This is a genomic window from Affinundibacterium seohonense, from assembly GCF_014284305.1.
GTDB classification, from domain to species: Bacteria; Pseudomonadota; Gammaproteobacteria; order Burkholderiales; family Burkholderiaceae_D; genus Undibacterium; species Undibacterium seohonense.
Genome location: NZ_JACOFW010000111.1, coordinates 1 through 275 on the forward strand (window position 1 = coordinate 1; position 275 = coordinate 275).

Annotated in this window: 1 protein-coding gene; it reads right to left on the reverse strand. The window is 47.6% G+C overall.

The window, feature by feature from the left end:
- Window positions 1-275, reverse strand: a 275-nt coding sequence (locus H8K52_RS20765) for a transposase (protein WP_186924809.1), incomplete at both ends; no start/stop codon positions are given.

Here is a 275-nt window from a genome sequence, read left to right on the forward strand (position 1 = left end):
TCCAATCGCTTGTTCAACGATGGTGTCGAAGATGGTTTGTTCTATATCGGTACTAGCAAAACGACGACGGCGATTCTGCGATAGCGTCGAGGCATCTGGAATTTTATCAGTCAGTCGTAAGCCGAGAAACCAGCGATAAGCGACATTAACTTCAATCTCCCGAACAATTTGGCGCTCGGATCGGATGCCGAACAGGTAGCCAATAAAAAGCATCTTAAAAAGCAAAACCGGATCAAACGCGGGACGACCATTGTCGGCACAGTAAAGCGCTTGAG